The following is a 15796-nucleotide window of genomic DNA, read 5'->3' as shown; positions in this document are numbered from 1 at the left end:
CAATAAATAGGCAATATAATGCCTAGCTTTTCCTTAAGCATTCATGCTTGCCAGCAATCACAAGACGCCCGCAGGCGCTGCTTCTCCTGCCACCGCCCATCCAGGTTACCGTCCCGACATCGACGGCCTGCGCGCCATCGCCGTGCTCTCGGTGGTGGTGTTCCACGCCTTCCCGGAATGGCTGCCGGGCGGATTCGTGGGGGTGGACATCTTCTTCGTCATCTCCGGCTTCCTCATCAGCGGCATCCTCTTCGACGCCCTCCAGCGCGACCGCTTCAGCATCGTCGATTTCTACATCCGCCGGATCCGGCGCATCTTCCCGGCGCTGCTGCTGGTGATGCTGGCCTGCCTGCTGGCGGGCTGGTTCATCCTGCTGCCCGAGGAATACCGGCAGTTGGGCAAGCATATCCTGGGCGGGGCGGGTTTCGTTTCCAACATCGTGCTGTGGAACGAAGCCGGCTATTTCGATACCTCGGCCGAGACCAAGCCGCTGCTGCACCTATGGTCGCTAGGGGTGGAAGAACAGTTCTACCTGTTCTGGCCGCTGCTGCTGTGGGCGGCCTGCAAGCGCCGCACTGGCATGCTGGCGGTGCTGCTGGGAGTCATGGCGCTGTCCTTCGGCTGGAACATCATCTCGCTGCACCAGGATGCCGTGGCCGCTTTCTACCTGCCCATGTCGCGCTTCTGGGAACTGGGTGCGGGCGCGCTGCTGGCCTGGCGGCATCGCCAGGGGGCTGCCCCGACAAGCGCCCAGGCCCACCGTCTCTCGGTGGCGGGCCTGCTGCTCATTGTCGTGGCCATCGCCATCATCACCAAGGACGACGCCTTCCCCGGCTGGTGGGCACTGCTGCCGGTGACCGGAGCGGTCCTGCTGCTGGCCGCCGGTCCGCAGGCGCGGATCAACCGCAGCCTGCTCTCGCATCGGACCATGGTGTGGGTTGGACTGATCAGCTATCCGCTCTATCTTTGGCACTGGCCGCTGCTGGCCTTTGCGCGCCTCGTCGTAGGCGCCATGCCGCCGGTCCAGTTGCGGCTGGCGGCGGTAGCGCTGGCGCTGCTACTGGCCTGGCTGACCTATCGCCTGGTGGAACTCCCGGTGCGCCTGCGCAGCGCCGGCCGCCGCTCTGCTGTGACATTGGCGCTGCTCATGGCGCTGATGGCGGCGCTGGGCGGCTACGTGGTCAAGCGCAATGGCATGGACTTCCGGCAACTGGGCGCGGTGGCAATGCTGTTCAATGACCAGGTCAAGGAAACAGCGGTGCTGAACCACTTCGAACTGCCACATCCCTCCTGCGCCGCCCTGATGGGCCAGGAACATTCACGCGACTGGTGCGCTGCACCGGTCAGCGCCGAACCACCCCAGGTGCTGCTGATCGGTGACAGCTACTCGGGCGCCTACGCCCCCATGCTGGCTCGCCTGTATCAATCCAGCCCCCAGCCGCAGTTGGTCTTCCAGCAATTCGCCCGTGGCGGCTGTGCTTCGCTGCTCGATGGCGGCGGTGGCTATTGCGGCGAGATCAGCGAGCGGGTGGCGGCCTACGCGCGCCAGACCCCATCGATCAAGACCGTCGTGCTGGCGGCCAATTGGCCTGGCCATATCGCCGCCAATCCGAACGGCGTTCTCAAGGCGCTGGAGCACACCATCCGCTACTACCGCCAGCTGGGCAAGCGCGTCGTAGTGCTGCTGTCTCCCCCCAACGGCGCCAATCCGAAATCCTGCGTGCTGCGCGGTATTCGCCTGTCCGACGCCGACTTCTGCAACCTGCCGCGCGCCAAGGCCGAGCAGATGGACGATCATTACCGCGACCTGATGCTGCCCCTGCTGCAGCAGCTGGACGTGCCCGTGTTCGATCCCTACCCCACGCTGTGCGACGAGCACGGCTGCAAGGTGATCGACGGTCCGCGCATCCTCTACTTCGATCCCGGCCATCTCAGCGCCTACGGCGCGCAATACCTGGCCGATCACGCTGGCGACGCACTGCGCCGCCTGCTGCTGGGAACACCGGCGCACTGAGGCGCCGGCCTGGAGGGCTGCGGAAGGGGCGGCAAATGGTCTACACTGGACTGCAACGCCCCCCCCCCATAACCACAATCAGGGGCGTCCTTGTCCGCGCAAGACCATGGAGACGCCATGCACACCCACGAGATCACCAACCAGGTCCCTGATCTGTCCGGATACAACCTCTACCGCAGCGATGCGGCGCTGGCCGAGGCGGTCCAGCGCGAGGGCGCGCACTGGCACGACTGCACCCTGGCCAGCCAGGGCGAGCTGCTGGGCAGCGCCGAGATGCGCGAGATGGCCGAACTGGCCAATCAGCACGCCCCCGTCCTGCATACCCATGACCGCTGCGGGCGCCGCATCGACGTGGTCGAGTTCCATCCCGCCTGGCATACCCTGCTGGACCAGTTGCGCCGCGCCGGCCTGCACGCCCTGCCGTGGATGCAGCCGGGCGATGGCGCCCACGCAGCGCGCGCGGCGGGCTACTTCCTGCATGCGCAGATCGAGGCCGGCTCGCTCTGTCCGACCACCATGACCTTCGCCGCCATTGCAGTGCTGCAACAGGAACCGGCGCTGTTCGAACAATTGCGCACGCGCCTGTTCTCGCGCGAGCATGACGCCCGCGACCTGCCCATCCCGCAGAAACGTTCCATCCTCATCGGCATGGGCATGACTGAAAAACAGGGCGGCTCGGACGTGCGCAGCAACGCCTCCATCGCCATGCCGGTCGATCCTCTCAATGACGGGCGTGGCGCGGCCTATCTGCTGTCCGGCCACAAGTGGTTCTTCTCCGCCCCGATGTGCGACGCGCACCTGATGCTGGCGCGCACCGAGAACGGCCTGTCCTGCTTCTTCGTGCCACGCTGGCTGCCGGATGGCACGCGCAATCCCATCCTGATCCAGCGCCTCAAGGACAAGCTGGGCAACCGCTCCAACAGCAGCAGCGAGGTCGAGTTCGAGGAAGCCATGGGCATCATGGTGGGTGACGAGGGACGCGGCATTCCCACCATCATCGAGATGGCCAACCACACCCGGCTGGACTGCATCATCGGCAGCGCCGCCCTGATGCGCCAGGCGCTGGTGCAGGCCATCCACCACGCGCGCCACCGCAGCGCCTTTGGCCGTCGCCTGGCCGAACAGCCCCTCATGCGCGCCGTGCTGGCCGACCTGGCGCTGGAGAGCGAAGCGGCCACCCTGCTCATGCTGCGCGTGGCGCATGCCTTCGATGCCCCTGACGATCCCCTGCAGCGAGCCTGGAAGCGCATCATCACGCCCGCCGCCAAGTTCTGGATCTGCAAGCGAACGCTGGCATTCACCGGCGAATGCATGGAAGTCTGGGGCGGCAATGGCTATGTCGAGACCGCGCCGATGGCGCGCCTGTATCGCGAAGCACCGGTCAATTCGATCTGGGAGGGGTCAGGCAATGTGATGTGCCTGGATGTGCTGCGCGCCATGGCCCGCGAAAGCCAGGGCCTGGCGCTGCTGTTGCTGGAGCTCGACGATGCAGCGGCGGGGCACCCGGCCCTGCGCCAACAGGTCCAGGCGCTCAAGCAGATGCTGGCGGCCCCGGAAGAAGAGCGCGAAGCCGGCGCCCGCCGCCTCGTGCAGCAACTGGTGCTGGCGCTGCAGGGCATGCTCATGCTGCGCCATGCCCCGGCAGGCTCGGCCGAAGCCTTCCTGGAAAGCCGCAGCCAGGCCGAGGGCGGGCGCGTCTACGGCACGCTGGGAAGCGCCACCCTGGCGTTGCAGGAAGCCATCCTGCAACGCGCCTGGCCCGAGGCCTGAACGGCTGGCAAACGGACCTTGCTCAGCCTGGCAAGGACGGCATGAGCGGACTGCGCTCGGCCCATGCCAGGAACAGCTTGCCGCGGCGCATCCGGGGACGGCGGCGCTGCTTGAGGGACGAATAGACCAGCTCGGCCAGGGTGCGCTGCTCCGCCGGACTCATGGTCAGCGACAGGCGATACATCCGCAGCAACATCAGGGCATTGTTGAGGAAGGCGGTCTCGGCGGCGTCGCTGCGCGCCAGCGCGGCCATCTGCGCGGCCAGCGTGATCTCCTGCGTGGCGTCGGCAAGGACGCCTGCGGAGACTGTGCGGTTGGCGGCCGACTCCTGCAAGGCCATGCGCTCCAGCACCAGCCGGTAGGCCGGCTCCAGCTCGGCGGCCGTACCGGCGGACTGGCCCAGGCTCACCCCGGCCAGGCCAGCCAGCAATCGTTCCAGCACCCCAAGCGAGACGCTGTGCCCGCTGGCGAGTCCGTCGCGCCAGCCGCCGCCAGCCGGGTCCAGCAACCAGGCCAGGAAGCCGTGGTCCAGCTGGGTCTGGCGCGCCGCCTGGCTCGACAGCAGCCGCTGGGCGATCAATCTGTCCTCGCTACTCATGCGGGTGGCATGGGCAAGGGAGCGGGCCGCGTCGGCCGAACCTCCAGCTCCTGCCCGCTCCTGGCGATAGCGCGCCAGATCCTGCGCCAGGGCATCCACCTCTTCCAGCGCTATTCCCTGCTGCTGGGCATACCCATAGGCCGCAGCAAGATAGCGCCGGTCGCCATAGGAAAGAAAATCACGCGCGGCCAGCAGCGCCGTGCCGCCCACGCCATTGCCAGGGGCAGTATTGCGGCGCGCTGGCGCCGGTTCATCCTCACGTCGCTGCACGCCGAAGATCCGCTGCAGCAAGAACAGATAGCTGCTGTCCTGGACACTGTGCGCCAGATTATTGACCTGCACCAGATCAGCCAGGCGCGGTGCGGCGGCGAGAATCTCGGCCAGCGATGGCCTCAGGCGCTGCAGCAGCAAACCCTGGATGGCCCCGCCGGCCAGGGCCAGCGGCCCGCCAGGCAGCACCAGCGTTTCCAGCATGCGCGCCAGATCGGCCTGCTGCGGCGCTGGCAGCACCGCTTGCGGTTGCAGCCGGTAGAGGTCCAGGTACTGTTGCAGCAGTTGCGGGTAATTGTCGGGATAGGCGGTACGCTCCAAGGCCGAGAGGCTGACGTAGAACACCAGGGCGGCAGTGATCACCGGCTGCCAGTCGCCGCTCTCCAGCGCGCGCTGGAACACCGGCGCCCAGAAACGCTGGTCCAGCTCGGTGCGCTGGTTGGCGGCGGCGTAGCGTTCGTTGATGGTGTAGGCGCCACTGTCATCATAGACGATCGCGGACAGCTCGGCGCGCGCCAGCCCGGCAAAGGGATTGGCGGCGCGGCCATAGAGCGATTCGGTCGCCTGGCGCGCACGCGCCAGCCGCTGTGGCTCTTGCGAGAGGGGCAGTTCGGCATCGGCCAGCTGGATCGCTGCGGCGCTGCCGCGTGCGGCCACCAGCTGAGCCTCCAGCGCAAAGAACAGCTTTCGGCTGACCGGCTGCGTCGGGTCAGCGCTGCGGGCGGCGAGCGCTGCGGACGCGGCAGGCTGCGCGCCGGCGGAAGCGGCGGCGACGCTGTCAACGGCCGTGGCCAGCGCCGCCAGCAACTTGCCTTGCGCCGACAACGACAGCGTCACGCCCTCTTCGGGCGCAGGGACAGCCGTGGCGACCGGCGCGGCCGGGCCCTGCTGGGCCGCGCTGTCGTCGCGGGGATGGGGCTGCGCTGTGAGTTGCGTGATGGCCTCGCGCGCCGTGATGGCCAGGTCGGTTTCCATCGCCATGTTCGTTCTCCTGTCGCGGAGTGTTCATGCCTTGGTTACGGCCGCCAGGCGCACATCTTTACACTTTCCAGACGGCATCAACCCAGGCGGGACACGGCGTCTCGGGCGATACAGGGGCAAAAGCCGCAGTCGATACCTGGTCGCATCAGGACGCCGGCAGACTCAGCCGACGTCTTTCCTGGCGCTGCAGATAGTGGTTGGGGGTGGTGCGCAAGGCCTTGCGGAACATGTTGGAGAACGCGCTCTGGCTGCGATAGCCCAGCGCCTGCGCCACCACGCCCACGGGATCGCCCCGCGAGAGTCGCACCAGCGCTTCGCTCAGGTGGACCTGCTGCACCCAGTGGCGGAACTGCAAACCCGTTTCCTTGGGAAAGAGCCTGATCACCGTGCGCACGCTGGCCCCACCCATCCCCGCCCAATCGGCCAGGGAAAACTGCCGCCCCGGATCGGCCAGGATGGCTTCGCAGATGGCCTGCAGGCGGCGGTCGCCCGGCCACGGAATGGCCACCGGAATGGCCGGTGCGCGCGCCAGTTCCGACAGGATCAGTTCGGCCACGTGGCCGGCACGGCTGTGGGGCGCATAGTCGCGCGGCTCGGCCAGCATGGCCAGGATCAGTTCGCGCAGCAGCACCGACACTTCCAGCAGGCGGCATTGCTCGCCAAGTTCGCGCCCCTGGGCCTGGTTGATGTAGAGCGTGCGCATGCTGACCTTGCTCAGCATGAGGATCTCGTGCTCCACCTGCGGCGGCACCCACAGCGCCCGATGCGGCGGTACCAGCCACACCCCTTGCGGGGTGCGCACCTGCATCACGCCTTCCACGGCATAGAGCAGTTGGCCTCGCCGATGCGAATGCGCCGTCAGCAGATCACGCGCCGACAACTCGCGCGCAAACGCTACCACGCTGCTGGGCAGGTGCTGGAACTCATCCACTTCATCACTGGGGCAGACGGAGGTCAGGTGGACGCGCATGGCATTTAATCGACAATAATTGTCATCAGGATGAATAGGTGCCAATGATACGCTTCGAATCTTCCTCCTGCTTGCCATCCTCGACACCATGACCAGTGCCACCGACTCCAACACGGCAGCGCCCTCCAGCGCGGCCACCCCTGCCACCTCACCTGCGGGCATCGCCGCCCAGCCGCTGGTGATGAGCATCATCCTGGCCTGCGGCGGCGCGCACCTGATCAATGACATGATCCAGGCCCTGCTGCCCTCCATCTATCCCATGCTCAAGACCAGCTATGGCCTCAGCTTTACCCAGGTCGGGCTGATCACGCTGACCTTCCAGGTCACCGCTTCCCTGCTGCAGCCCTGGATCGGCATGTACACCGACCGCCATCCGCAGCCCTGGCTGCTGCCCAGCGGCGCAGTGGCTACACTGGTGGGCATCGTGCTGCTGTCCATGGCGGGCAGCTTCCCGGCCTTCCTGCTGGCAGCGGCCCTGGTGGGCATCGGCTCCTCCACCTTCCACCCGGAAGCCTCGCGCATCGCCCGCATGGCCTCGGGCGGACGCTTTGGCCTGGCGCAATCGACCTTCCAGGTCGGCGGCAACGCCGGCTCGGCCTTCGGCCCGCTGCTGGCGGCGGCTATCGTGGTGCCGTTCGGCCAGGCCAACGTGGCCTGGTTCGTGCTGCTGGCGCTGCTGTCCATCCTGGTGCTCACGCGGGTCTCGGGCTGGTACCGCAGTCACCTCGCCGCCACCAAGGGACGCTCCAAGCCGCGCGCAACGCACAGCCTGCCGGCCGCCACCGTGCGGCGCGCCCTGGTGGTGCTGGCCCTGCTGGTGTTTTCCAAGTACTTCTACATGGCCAGCTTCACCAGCTACTTCACCTTCTACCTGATCGACCGCTTCCACCTCTCGGTGGCCTCGTCCCAGCTCTACCTGTTCCTGTTCCTGGGCGCAGTGGCGGTCGGCACCTTCGTGGGCGGTCCGATCGGCGACCGCATCGGGCGCAAGCTGGTGATCTGGATTTCCATCCTGGGCGCGGCGCCCTTCGCGCTGATGCTGCCGCATGCCAGCCTGTTCTGGACGGCGGTGCTGTCGGTGGTGATCGGGCTGGTGATCTCGTCGGCCTTCTCGGCCATCGTGGTGTATGCCCAGGAACTGGTGCCGGGCAAGGTCGGCATGATCGCCGGCGTGTTCTTCGGCCTCATGTTCGGCTTTGGCGGCATCGGCGCGGCCTTGCTGGGCCATCTGGCCGACCTGTATGGCATCGCCTGGGTCTATGGCCTGTGCGCCTTCCTCCCGCTGGCGGGGATCCTGACGGTGTTCCTGCCGGATGTGCGGGAGCGTTGAAGCCCGAAGCAATACGCTGAACGAAAAAACGCGCTGGAATTGAAACTCCAGCGCGTTTTTTATTGCCTACAAGGGCCAGCCTCAGCCCGCGCGGCTGTCCCGCAGACGGAACAGCGCCACCACCCCCGCCAGGCGCTCGGCCTGTTCCTGCAAGGATTGCGCACCGGCAGCCGCCTGCTCCACCAGGGCGGCGTTCTGCTGGGTGGTCTGGTCCATGTGCGCCACCGCGTCATTGGCCTGGTTGATGCCTTGGCTCTGCTCGCGGCTGGCGGCGGTGATCTCGGCCACCACGTCGCTGACCTTCTGGACGCTGTCGACCACGCTGCGAATGGTCGCGCCGGCCTGGGCCACGGTGTCTTCACCGGCCTGCACCTGCCCCACCGAATCGGTGATGAGCACCTTGATCTCCTTGGCCGCCGTGGCCGAGCGCTGGGCCAGCGAACGCACCTCCGAGGCCACCACCGCGAAGCCCCGCCCCTGTTCGCCGGCGCGGGCAGCCTCCACGGCGGCGTTCAAGGCCAGGATATTGGTCTGGAAGGCGATGCCATCGATCACGCTGATGATGTCCACGATCTTCTGCGACGAGGCATTGATGCCGTTCATGGTCTGCACCACCTGCTCCACCATCGCGCCGCCCTGGGTGGCGATCTGCGAGGCCGATTGCGAAAGCTGGTTGGCCTGCATGGCATTGTCGGCGTTGTGGCGCACGCTGGAGGTCAACTGCTCCATGGCCGCCGCCGTCTGTTCCAGCGAACTGGCCTGGGACTCGGTGCGCTGCGAGAGGTCCATATTGCCGCTGGCGATATCGCGCGAAGCCGCATGGATGGTATGGCTGGCATCGCGGATATCGATCATCACATGCTCGATCTTGTCCACGAAGCGGTTGAAGGCCGCGCCGATGCGCCCCAGTTCATCGCTGCGGTCATGGGTGTCGAGGCGGCGCGTGAGGTCGCCATCACCATCGGCGATTTCTTCCAGCGCCCCTTGCACCACCGTCAGGCGGCCCAGCACGCGCGAAATCAGGGCACCCAGCACCAGCGCGGCCAGCACCGTCACCAGCACGGCCATCACGCCCGAACTGACCAGCATGGCCGACAAGGACGCCAGCGCATCGGCGCGGTCCAGCGCCACCACCAGCAGCCAGTCGGTGCCGCCCACGCGGGCCACGAAGAGCATCTGCCGGCGGCCATCCAGGGCCACGTCCTGGTGGACACCAGTGCGCATGGCCTCGTCGAGGGTCTGCGGGGTGATGGCGGCATCCAGGTCGGCAAGGGGTTTCAAGCGCAGCTTGTCGTTGGGATGGGCGATGATCTTGCCGCTGAGGTCGGCCAGGAAGGCGTAGCTGTTGGGTGTCGGCTTGATGGCCACCACATCGGCCACGACGGTATCGAGCAGCACATCGGCGGCCGCCACGGCGGCGACCTGCCCGTCCTTGGACACCGACTGGGCAAAGGTCACCAGCAGCTTGCCGGTACTGGCGCTGGTATAGGGGGCGGTCAGCACCGGCTCGCCGGTCTTGGCGGCCAGCTGGTACCAGGGCCGCTTGGTCGGATCATAGTCGGGCGCGCGGCTGCGCTGCTGCGAAAACACGGCATGCTTGTCGGCATAGCCCAGGTAGGCCAGGTCGAAGCCGCCAGCGGTCTGGGCCGCTTTCACGAAGGGCAGCGGATCGGCCGCATCGGCGGCCTCCTTGATGGAGGTCACCACCAGCTTTTTCGAGTCGGACCATTCGGCGATGGCCGCCGCCTGGCTTTGCGCCAGCTGGGTCATCTGGGTGTCGAGCGTGCTCATGGTGCGCGAGCGCGCCGTCAGGAAGTTGGTCAGGACGATGGCCAGCATGGCCAGCACGACAATGCCAGCGCAAAGGGCGATTAGCCGGGTTCGCAAGGAAGTGGATTTCATGATGTTGTGGAAGAGCTGGAGAAGTGCAAAGGTGTGGATCGGAGCAATCAGGCGCACGCAACCGCATCCCGGACAAGCCGGAGCGGTGCAAGCTAATGGGATGTTGTGACCGCAGCGTGACAGCATCACAGCGGTCCGGGGAATGGCGCGCCCCAGGTCCATCGTCCGGCATTGACCGGCGCCTGCCCCCAGGCGACCTCGGGCTTGTCCATCTCCGGATGCCCCCCTTTTTTTGTATTGCCATCCGGATGGCGTCAAGCGTACCAGCGCACAGCCCTGCCCATGAAAACAATCTGTTGTTGCGGGCTCCGGCTGATGCGGCAATGCCACGTTGCCCGCCAGCAAAAAAAACTTCGCCCATTTAAGTCTGGCTTAATTTTCGCGGCCTAGAGTAGCCACATCGGGACTCCTCTTTCCCCTTGTCCGCTGCGACGACATCCAGCGGATCTTTCCAGCCCGTCCTTCCCCGGACGGGCTTTTTTTGCGGCTATCGATGCTCCGATGCCATCCTGTCAAGTGTTGCGCAGGTGCTTTTTCCACTGAGATCAAGCGTTCACTTATGCACGTCCATATGAGATGATTGACAACTGGCAATCCTGATCCGCACCCATGTCGGCCGCGATCAACCATTCCCCGGCGCGCCGGAGAGATGTAAAGAAATGTTAAAGAAAATTAAAGTGGAGGATCTGGTCCTCGGCATGTACTTCTGTGGCTTCGAAGCGGCCTGGCTGGACCATCCATTCTGGAAGAACAAGTTCCTCCTCAAGAACGACAGCGAACTCAGGCAGGCCCACGCCAGCGGCATCGCCTATTGCTGGATCGATACCGAACGCGGCCTGGATGTGGCGCAGGAAGAAGAAGCGGCCGGCAGCGCCGCGCCGCTGCAGGAAACGGAGCCATCCCCGGAACCCGAGCACGCCGCCGCGCCGCCCATCGACGCCGTCCTGCTGGACGCCATGGCCCTGCGCGAGACCGCCAAGAAGGCGACCAAGGCCATGTTCAGCGCAGCCCGCATGGGCAAGGTGCTGGACATGGAGCACTGCGTCTCGGTGGTGGAAGAAATCGCCGGTTCGGTCATCCAGAGCCCCAATGGGGCGCTCAGCGTCTTGCGCCTGAAGCTGGCCGATGAATACACCTACCTGCACTCGGTGGCCGTGTGCGCCCTGATGGTGGCGCTGGGCCGCACCCTGGGGCTGGATGAGGCGGCCTGCCGCGAAGCCGGCCTGGGCGGCTTCCTGCATGATGTGGGCAAGGCCTTCATCCCGCATGAACTGCTCAACAAGCCCGGCAAGCTGAGCGACGAGGAATTCAGCCAGATCAAGAAACACCCCGAGCTGGGCTACAAGTACCTGAGCCAGGACCCCAACGTCCCCAACTACGCCCGCGACGTCTGCCTGCACCATCACGAAAAGATCGACGGCACCGGCTATCCGGAAGGACTGCGCTCCGGCGCCATCACCCTCTATTCACGGATGGCGGCGATCTGCGACGTCTACGACGCCCTCACCTCAGACCGCCCCTACAAGCGCGCCTGGGACCCCGCCGAAGCCATCTCGGCCATGGCCACCTGGACCGGCCACTTCGACCGCGCCATGTTCCTGGCCTTCGTCAAGACCCTGGGCATCTATCCGGTGGGCTCCATCGTCAAGCTGGAATCGGGCCGCTCGGGTTTCGTGATCCGCCAGAACGCCCAGGACCTCACGCGCCCGGTGCTCAAGGTATTCCACTACGACGACAGCATGGCCGTGACCGACACCGAGATCCTCGACTTGCTGGCCAATCCCGAGGCCGATACCATCGTCGCCCGCGGTGGCGAGGAATGGGCGCGCCTGAGCCATCTGGACGCCATGCAACTGCTGAGCACGGGCGTGCCGACCTGAGCTGGCCGTCCTCATCTGGCGACCCGGCGCACTCTTCCCATCAAGCCTGACCGGCGCTGACCTGGCGGATCGCCGCCTCCCAGGCGTGGATGCGCGCCTGCGCCTGATCGCGCCCGATGCTGGGCTCGAAGGTATGTTCCATGCGCCATTGCGAGGACAGCTCGGACAGATCGCGATAGACGCCCGTCGCCATCCCGGCCAGGTAGGCCGCACCCAGCGCCGTGGTCTCGGTAACCTGCGGGCGGATCACAGGAATGCCCAGCAGGTCGGCCTGGAACTGCAGCAACAGGTTGTTGGCCGCCGCCCCGCCATCCACGCGCAACTCGGTGATCGGTGAGACTGCATCGCGCACCATGGCATTGAGCAGCGCCGTGCTCTGGAAGGCGATCGACTCCAGCGCCGCGCGGGCGATGTGCGCCACCGTGCTGCCCCGGCTCAGGCCGACGATGGCGCCCTTGGCCGAGGGATTCCAGTAAGGCGCGCCCAGTCCGGTGAAGGAAGGCACGAACACCACCCCGCCCGAATCTTCCACCGAGCAGGCCAGGCCTTCGACGTCGGTGGAGGTCTTGATGGCCTTCAGGCCATCGCGCAGCCACTGCACCACCGCACCGCCGATGAAGACACTGCCTTCCAGCGCATATTGTTTCTGCTCATCGACCTGGCAGGCGGCCGTGCTGATGAGGCCATTGTGCGAGGTGGCGCACTGGTCGCCGGTATGCAGCAGCATGAAGCAGCCGGTGCCATAGGTATTCTTGGCCATGCCGGGACGCACGCAGGCCTGGCCGAACAGGGCCGATTGCTGGTCGCCGGCGATGCCGCCGATCTTCACGGCCGCGCCCAGGTGCTGCGCATCGATCTCGCCATAGATATGCGCCGAGGCATGCACCTGCGGCAGCATCGAGGCGGGAATGCCCAGCCATTGCAACAGTTCCTCATCCCAGGCGCCGGTGTGGATATTCCACAGCATGGTGCGTGACGCATTGGACACATCGCTCACGTGCAGGCGGCCGCCCGTCAGGTTCCAGACCAGCCAGGAATCGACGGTGCCGAACAGCAGCTCGCCGCGCTCGGCGCGGGCGCGCAGGCCATCGACGTTGTCCAGGATCCAGCGCAGCTTGGTGCCGGAAAAATAGGGATCGAGCACCAGCCCGGTCTTCTTCTGGATGGCCTCGCCCAGGCCGCGCTCACGCAATGCCGCGCAGACCACTTCGGCGCGGCGATCCTGCCAGACTACGGCGTTGTAGACCGGCTTGCCGGTGGCGCGCTCCCACACGACCGTGGTTTCGCGCTGATTGGTGATGCCCAGGGCAGTCAGTTCGCTGGCCTTGATGCCGCTTTGCGCCAGCACCTTCTGCGCGGTCTGCAACTGGCTGTGCCACAGGTCCATGGGATCGTGTTCCACCCAGCCGGGCTGGGGAAAGATCTGCGGAAATTCCTGCTGGGCGGTCGCCACGATGGCGCCGCTCTGGTCGAAGATGATGCTGCGCGAGCTGGAGGTTCCCTGGTCGAGGGCGAGCAGATAAGCCATGGTTGTTCCTTGCTGACGTACTGATGAAAAACCGGATCACAAAAAATGAATAAACCAACTGATACCGACAAATACTGAAAATCACTAACCAAAAATCAATAACACTCAATAACACTCAATAACACTCAATAACCCTCAATAACACTGAATAACGATAACCCGATCATCCCGACATCACACCAAAACGAAGACGCCATCCCGACACCGGCCGGGATGGCGTCATCTCACGCGTGATGCAGAGGCTCGTGCGGATCAACGTGCATCAGCGTACGCGGCCATCCTTCCAGGCTTGCAGCAGCTTGTCGTAGGGGATGGTCTCGCCCTTGGGCTTTTCATTGGCCAGCTTGGCCCACGGTGCACCCTTGTCGGACAGCCAGGTGGCCGGATCCTTCTTCGGGTTCAGCTTGGGCGCGCACTGCTTCATGCCAGCGCGCTGCAGGCGGGCCATGATACCGTCCATCTCGTCGGCCAGGTTGTCCATCGCGCCTTGCGGGGTCTTCTCGCCGGAGATGGCCGAGGAGATGTTCTTCCACCAGATCTGCGCCATCTTCGGATAGTCAGGCACGTTGGTGCCCGTCGGGGTCCACGCCACCCGCGCCGGGCTGCGGTAGAACTCGATCAGGCCACCGTACTTGGCCGCATTCTTGGTGAAGTAGTCGGAACGGATGTCGGAGTCACGGATGAAGGTCACGCCGACGATGGACTTCTTCAGCGAGACGGTCTTGGAGGTCGTGAACTGCGCATACAGCCAGGCCGCCGCCATCTGGTCCGGCGGCGTGCTCTTCAGGAAAGTCCACGAACCAACGTCCTGGTAGCCGTTCTGCATGCCATCCTTCCAGTACGGGCCGTGCGGGCCAGGGGCCATGCGCCACTTGGGCGAGCCGTCGGCGTTGACCACCGGCAGGCCTTGCTTGGTCATGCTGGCAGTGAAGGCGCTGTACCAGAAGATCTGTTGCGCGATGTGGCCTTGTGCAGGCACCGGGCCGGCTTCGGAGAAGGTCATGCCCAGCGCCTCAGGCGGCGCGTACTTCTTCATCCAGTCCAGGTACTTGGTCAGCGCATAGACCGCCGCCGGCGAGTTGGTGGCGCCGCCACGGGCGACCGAAGCGCCCACCGGGGTGCACTTGTCATCGGCGACGCGGATACCCCACTCGTCCACCGGCAAGCCATTGGGCAAGCCCTTGTCGGCCGCGCCGGCCATCGACAGCCAGGCATCGGTGAAGCGCCAGCCCAGCGACGGGTCCTTCTTGCCGTAGTCCATGTGGCCGTAGATCTTCTTGCCATCGAGTTCCTTCACGTCATTGGTGAAGAAGGCCGCGATGTCTTCGTAGGCCGACCAGTTCTGCGGCACGCCCAGTTCATAGCCATACTTGGCCTTGAACTTCTCTTGCAGGTCCTTGCGCGCGAACCAGTCGGCGCGGAACCAGTACAGGTTGGCGAACTGCTGGTCGGGCAGTTGGTAGAGCTTGCCATCGGGCGCGGTGGTGAAGCTGGTGCCGATGAAGTCCTTCAGGTCCAGGCCGGGGTTGGTGTATTCCTTGCCGGGGCCGGCCATGTAGTCGGTCAGCACCACGGTCTGGCCGTTGCGGTAGTGGGTGCCGATCAGGTCGGAGTCGTTGACCCAGCCGTCATAGATGGACTTGCCCGATTGCAGCGAGGTCTGCATCTTCTCGACCACGTCGCCTTCCTGGATCACATCGTGGATGACCTTGATGCCGGTGATTTCCTCAAAGGCCTTGGCCAGGGTCTTGGATTCATAGGCGTGGGTGTCCAGGGTCTCCGAGACCACGTGGATTTCCTTGACGCCCTTGGCCTTGAGCTTGGCGGCCGCGTCGATGAACCATTGCATCTCGCTGACCTGCTGTGGACGCGACAGCGTGCTGGGCTGGAATTCGGAATCCACCCACTTTTCGGCCGCCTTGATATCGGCCCAGGCATTGCCGGCCACGCCTGCCATCACCATGGCGGCGGCCAGCACGGTCAGTTTGATTTTCCGCATGTTCTGCATCATGTCTCCTCGTCACCTTCCCCTGAATTGGCGTGCCGGGTAGGGAAGGAGAATCCCCGGACGTCCATTGTGATTACAGATCTCTTGCCTGCTGCCATAAACCGCATTCCAACTCACCACGAACCGTTCGGACTGAGTAGGCCCGTAAGGGCCGTATCGAAGGCGCTCAGGCGCAGGTGAGCCCCTTCGACAGGCTCAGGACAGGCTTCGATACGCGGCTACGCCGCTACTCAGGACGAACGGTAGTCATGCCATCCAATCAGCCCTTGCGCATGATCAGCACCAGCGCCACAAACCCCAGCGCTGCTGCGTACCACTGATCCATATCGGTCAATCCGACCCAGGCCAGGTTGATATAGGCCGCGGTCAGAAGACCGATGAACAAGCGGTCGCCCCGGGTCGTGCGCATGGGCAGGAAGCCCTTGCGCTCGATGGTCGGCGAGCGGATTTCCCACACCGTCATGCCCACCAGCATCAATACCACGCACACGAAGAAGATCGCAACAGGCGGCGTCCACGACATCCACGACAATGCATTTCCCATG

The 15796-nt window shown here is 65.3% G+C and carries 10 protein-coding genes; 4 read left to right on the top strand and 6 right to left on the bottom strand.

Features of this window, described 5'->3' with window-relative positions:
- Positions 1-43: 43 nt before the first annotated feature.
- Positions 44-2014, top strand: a complete 1971-nt coding sequence (locus tag BGK68_RS10910; RefSeq protein ID WP_198937188.1) for an acyltransferase family protein — start codon at positions 44-46, stop codon at positions 2012-2014.
- A 117-nt stretch (positions 2015-2131) separates the two neighbouring features.
- A complete protein-coding gene (locus tag BGK68_RS10905; RefSeq protein ID WP_075257118.1) occupies positions 2132-3784 on the top strand; it encodes an isovaleryl-CoA dehydrogenase in 1653 nt (550 codons plus the stop codon).
- Between the two features lie 22 nt (positions 3785-3806).
- On the opposite strand, the gene BGK68_RS10900 is transcribed toward BGK68_RS10905, so the two are convergent.
- On the bottom strand, positions 3807-5633 hold the full coding sequence (locus BGK68_RS10900; protein ID WP_075257117.1) for a hypothetical protein: 1827 nt from the start codon (positions 5631-5633) through the stop codon (positions 3807-3809).
- A gap of 145 nt (positions 5634-5778) precedes the next feature.
- Positions 5779-6603 (bottom strand): AraC family transcriptional regulator, encoded by an 825-nt coding sequence (locus tag BGK68_RS10895; protein ID WP_075257116.1) that lies wholly within the window; start codon positions 6601-6603, stop codon positions 5779-5781.
- Between the two features lie 88 nt (positions 6604-6691).
- Between BGK68_RS10895 and BGK68_RS10890 the strand changes: the two genes are divergently transcribed.
- Positions 6692-7933, top strand: a complete 1242-nt coding sequence (locus BGK68_RS10890; RefSeq protein WP_075257115.1) for an MFS transporter — start codon at positions 6692-6694, stop codon at positions 7931-7933.
- A gap of 81 nt (positions 7934-8014) precedes the next feature.
- Here BGK68_RS10890 and BGK68_RS10885 read toward each other — a convergent pair whose 3' ends face one another.
- Positions 8015-9835: a methyl-accepting chemotaxis protein gene (locus BGK68_RS10885; RefSeq protein ID WP_075259782.1), complete on the bottom strand. Its 1821-nt coding sequence runs from the start codon at positions 9833-9835 to the stop codon at positions 8015-8017.
- A gap of 659 nt (positions 9836-10494) precedes the next feature.
- Between BGK68_RS10885 and BGK68_RS10880 the strand changes: the two genes are divergently transcribed.
- On the top strand, positions 10495-11715 hold the full coding sequence (locus BGK68_RS10880; RefSeq protein WP_075257114.1) for an HD-GYP domain-containing protein: 1221 nt from the start codon (positions 10495-10497) through the stop codon (positions 11713-11715).
- A 40-nt stretch (positions 11716-11755) separates the two neighbouring features.
- On the opposite strand, the gene glpK is transcribed toward BGK68_RS10880, so the two are convergent.
- The 3 genes from glpK to BGK68_RS10865 all read right to left on the bottom strand — a co-directional run bounded on the left by glpK (position 11756) and on the right by BGK68_RS10865 (position 15795).
- Positions 11756-13243: a glycerol kinase GlpK gene (gene glpK / locus BGK68_RS10875; RefSeq protein ID WP_075257113.1), complete on the bottom strand. Its 1488-nt coding sequence runs from the start codon at positions 13241-13243 to the stop codon at positions 11756-11758.
- 262 nt (positions 13244-13505) lie between these two features.
- Entirely contained in the window at positions 13506-15254 is a 1749-nt protein-coding gene (locus tag BGK68_RS10870) for an ABC transporter substrate-binding protein (protein ID WP_013233003.1), read from the bottom strand.
- A 256-nt stretch (positions 15255-15510) separates the two neighbouring features.
- On the bottom strand, positions 15511-15795 hold the full coding sequence (locus BGK68_RS10865; protein WP_075257112.1) for a DUF2160 domain-containing protein: 285 nt from the start codon (positions 15793-15795) through the stop codon (positions 15511-15513).
- Position 15796 lies beyond the last annotated feature (1 nt).

This window comes from Herbaspirillum camelliae, from assembly GCF_001929405.1.
Classification (GTDB): domain Bacteria; phylum Pseudomonadota; class Gammaproteobacteria; order Burkholderiales; family Burkholderiaceae_D; genus Herbaspirillum; species Herbaspirillum seropedicae.
This window is presented reverse-complemented; position numbering and strand designations above follow the sequence as displayed.

Bases quoted from the DNA above. Each gene is read 5' to 3' on its own strand.
- BGK68_RS10910 (WP_198937188.1), top strand. From the start codon at position 44: ATGCTTGCCAGCAATCACAAGACGCCCGCAGGCGCTGCTTCTCCTGCC.
- BGK68_RS10905 (WP_075257118.1), top strand. From the start codon at position 2,132: ATGCACACCCACGAGATCACCAACCAGGTCCCTGATCTGTCCGGATAC.
- BGK68_RS10900 (WP_075257117.1), bottom strand. From the start codon at position 5,633: ATGGCGATGGAAACCGACCTGGCCATCACGGCGCGCGAGGCCATCACG.
- BGK68_RS10895 (WP_075257116.1), bottom strand. From the start codon at position 6,603: ATGCGCGTCCACCTGACCTCCGTCTGCCCCAGTGATGAAGTGGATGAG.
- BGK68_RS10890 (WP_075257115.1), top strand. From the start codon at position 6,692: ATGACCAGTGCCACCGACTCCAACACGGCAGCGCCCTCCAGCGCGGCC.
- BGK68_RS10885 (WP_075259782.1), bottom strand. From the start codon at position 9,835: ATGAAATCCACTTCCTTGCGAACCCGGCTAATCGCCCTTTGCGCTGGC.
- BGK68_RS10880 (WP_075257114.1), top strand. From the start codon at position 10,495: ATGTTAAAGAAAATTAAAGTGGAGGATCTGGTCCTCGGCATGTACTTC.
- glpK (WP_075257113.1), bottom strand. From the start codon at position 13,243: ATGGCTTATCTGCTCGCCCTCGACCAGGGAACCTCCAGCTCGCGCAGC.
- BGK68_RS10870 (WP_013233003.1), bottom strand. From the start codon at position 15,254: ATGATGCAGAACATGCGGAAAATCAAACTGACCGTGCTGGCCGCCGCC.
- BGK68_RS10865 (WP_075257112.1), bottom strand. From the start codon at position 15,795: ATGGGAAATGCATTGTCGTGGATGTCGTGGACGCCGCCTGTTGCGATC.